The 2,953-nt window shown below is 71.5% G+C and carries 2 protein-coding genes and 1 pseudogene; 1 reads left to right on the forward strand and 2 read right to left on the reverse strand.

What is annotated here, in order from left to right:
- Positions 1-290 (forward strand): annotated as a pseudogene (locus tag ACWPOB_RS28440) (glucose-6-phosphate isomerase); the annotation flags it as partial.
- Positions 291-377: 87 nt separating this feature from the next.
- Here the strand turns inward: ACWPOB_RS28440 and ACWPOB_RS28445 are convergent.
- Positions 378-1,202, reverse strand: coding sequence for an FAD:protein FMN transferase (locus ACWPOB_RS28445; RefSeq protein ID WP_455402862.1), 825 nt, complete (start codon positions 1,200-1,202; stop codon positions 378-380).
- 93 nt (positions 1,203-1,295) lie between these two features.
- Positions 1,296-2,918 (reverse strand): acyl-CoA dehydrogenase family protein, encoded by a 1,623-nt coding sequence (locus ACWPOB_RS28450; protein WP_100058862.1) that lies wholly within the window; start codon positions 2,916-2,918, stop codon positions 1,296-1,298.
- Positions 2,919-2,953: the final 35 nt, after the last annotated feature.

Below are 2,953 nucleotides of genomic sequence, written 5' to 3' on the forward strand. Positions count from 1 at the left end.
CGGGGGTGGTGGCGCACAAGGTGATGCCCGGCAACCGGCCCTCGACCACCCTGCTCGCCCCGGCGTTGACCCCGGCGACGCTGGGCCAGTTGATCGCGTTGTACGAGCATCAGGTGTTCGTCCAGGGCGTGATCTGGGGCATCGACTCGTTCGACCAGTGGGGCGTCGAACTCGGCAAGACCCAGGCCCTGGCCCTGGCACCCGCCCTGACCGGCGAGGCGGAGCCCGACACCGGCGACACCTCCACCGACACCCTCATCCGCACCATCCGGCGGTGGCGTCAGAACTAGAGCAGGCATCCGTCGTGGCGGGCTTGCACCGGTTTCCGACTGTGGAAACGGGGGCAAGCCCACCGATTCGGGCGCAAGCTCCGCCGCTCAGGCGGCGTGCGGGCGGGACCAGCGGCGAGTCGTGTGCACCCGGCCGCCGCTGTCCACGAGCCGGGCGGCGAGATCGTACTGCTCGAGCCACCGCACCGCCGGCGCCCCGCGGCGCAGGGCCGCCGCGGCCGCGGCGTCGGCCCACAGCGCGTCCCCGGCGATGACGGTCACCTGCGCCCACCGCCCGGCGACGTCGTTCCCGCCGTTCTCTTCCCCCTCGTCGGGTTCGGCAGCGCGCACGCGTGTCGCCATCGCGCTGCCCGCCGGAAGTTCGACCGTGCCGGCTCCGGGGACGGCCACCTGCCAGCCCCCGGCGGGGCTGTGACCGGCGGTGGCCGTCACGTCACCCATGCGCACCAGGACACCGCATTCGAGACTGCGTGCGACGGTCGCGGCGGCCCGATCGGCCGTGTCGGCCCTGGCCGTTTCGGTGATGTCGAGGTTGACGCCGAACGGGGCCAGCACGGTCTCGCCGTCGAGGTGGATGTCGCTGTAGTCCGGAAGCGGATGGATGGGCGGGGTGGCGTCCTCGTCGATTCCCGCGTCGTCGGCCGACAAGGGGCTCACCGCCCCATCGGTCATCCGGGCGACCCAGAGCGCCGAGCGCAGCAGCGCCGACAGCCGCGGACTGACCTGTACGGGAATGCCCTGGGCGAGATTGACCTCGTGGATCTCCGCGTCGCCACGCTGGGGGTTGCAGGCCGCCTCGGATTCCGCGATCGCGGCCCGCACCAGCGTTTCGGCCTCCACCAGTGCGGCGCACTCGGTGACGGCCACCTCGACCGGGACCCCCCATTCCCGCCATTCGCTGCTTCTGATCATGAGGGGCTCCGGCCTCGCTCGACGATCGTTGTCGTTACCCCAGTATGCCCTGCGGATCGTCACCGGTCAGATGCGCGCGAGAATCGCCACTGTTCAGATGCGCGCGAGAATCGCCGCGGTGTCCACGCCGGTCGGCATGGTCCCCAGGGCGATGCCCCAGTCGTCGCCCAGCCGCGTGGCGCAGAAGGCGTCCGCGACGGCGGGATGCCCGTGGCGCACGAGCTGTGCTCCCTGCAGCACCAGCGCCATCAGCTCCACGATCCGGCGGGCCCGGTATTCGACGTTCTCGAGGTCGGCGAGTTCCTTGCCGAGCCGGGCCACGGCGTCGTCGAGCCGGGGGTCGGCGCCCTCGGCGAGGCGCAACTCGGCGAAGAACGCGTCCACGGTCTCGGGTTGTTTGACCATCGCCCGCAACGCGTCGAGGGCGGCGACGTTGCCGGAGCCCTCCCAGATCGACATGAGCGGTGCCTCGCGGTACAGCCGCGGCATCCCGGATTCCTCGGCGTAGCCGTTGCCGCCGAGGCATTCGAGGGCCTCCGCGGCATGCGCGGGGGCGCGCTTGCACACCCAGTACTTGGTGACCGCAAGGGCGATGCGGCGCAGCGCCGCCTCCTGCGGATCGGTCGACGCGCGGTCCGTCGCGCCGGCGAGCCGCATCATCATGGTCGTCGCGGCCTCCGACTCGACGATCAGGTCGGCGAGCACGTTCCGCATGAGCGGCTGGTCGACGAGCAGGGCGCCGAACGCCTTCCGGTGCCGGGCGTGGTGCACCGCGCGCAGCGTCGCCGCGCGCATCCCGGTCGCCGAGCCGATGACGCAGTCGAGGCGCGTCATGTTCACCATCTCGATGATGGTGTTGACGCCGCGGCCCTCCGCACCGACGAGCCAGCCGGTTGCGCCCTCGTATTCGATCTCGGAGGAGGCGTTGGACTTGTTCCCGAGCTTGTCCTTGAGCCGCTGGATGTGGATGCGGTTGCGGCTGCCGTCGGGAAGCACCCGCGGCAGCAGGAAGCACGAGACGCCACTCCCGGTCTGCGCCAGGGTGAGGAACATGTCCGACATCGGGGCGGAGGTGAACCACTTGTGCCCGACGATGCGGTAGCTGCCGTCCGCCTGGGGAGTCGCCGTCGTCGTGTTGGCCCGCACGTCCGATCCGCCCTGCTTCTCGGTCATGGACATGCCGGCGATCAGGCCGCGCTTGGTGGACGGTTCGCGTAGCCCGAAGTCGTAGTGCGGGGCGGCGAGCAGCGGCTCGTACGTCGCGGCGAGTTCCGGGTTGTGCCGCAGCGCCGGGATCACGGCGTACGTCATGGAGATCGGGCACATGTGTCCCGCCTCCGCCTGGCCCCACACATAGAACTTGGCGGCCCGGGCGACGTGCGCACCGACCCGGGGGTCGCGCCACGGTGCCGCGTGCATGCCGTGTTCGACGGCCACCGTCATGAGGTCGTGCCAGTGCGGATGGAACTCGACCTCGTCGATGCGGTGCCCGTAGCGGTCGTGGGTGCGCAGCACGGGCGGGTACTCGTTGACGAGCCTGCCCCAGTCCTGCGCGCGCACACTGCCGGCGAGCGCGCCGATCTCCCGGACCTCGTCCTCGGCCCAGGCCGCGCCCTCGCGGCGCAGGCCCTCGAGCAGCGCCGGGTCCGCCGCCGCCTGGTAGGGCACCAGATCCGGGACCTGGTTGAACACCTCGTGAGTGGCGGGAAAGGTCACCGGGTGGGGGGCGGGCGAGTGCACCGGGTGGGGGG

This window comes from Rhodococcus sp. 2H158 (assembly GCF_053764755.1).

Bases quoted from the DNA above. Each gene is read 5' to 3' on its own strand.
- ACWPOB_RS28445 (WP_455402862.1), bottom strand. From the start codon at position 1,202: ATGATCAGAAGCAGCGAATGGCGGGAATGGGGGGTCCCGGTCGAGGTG.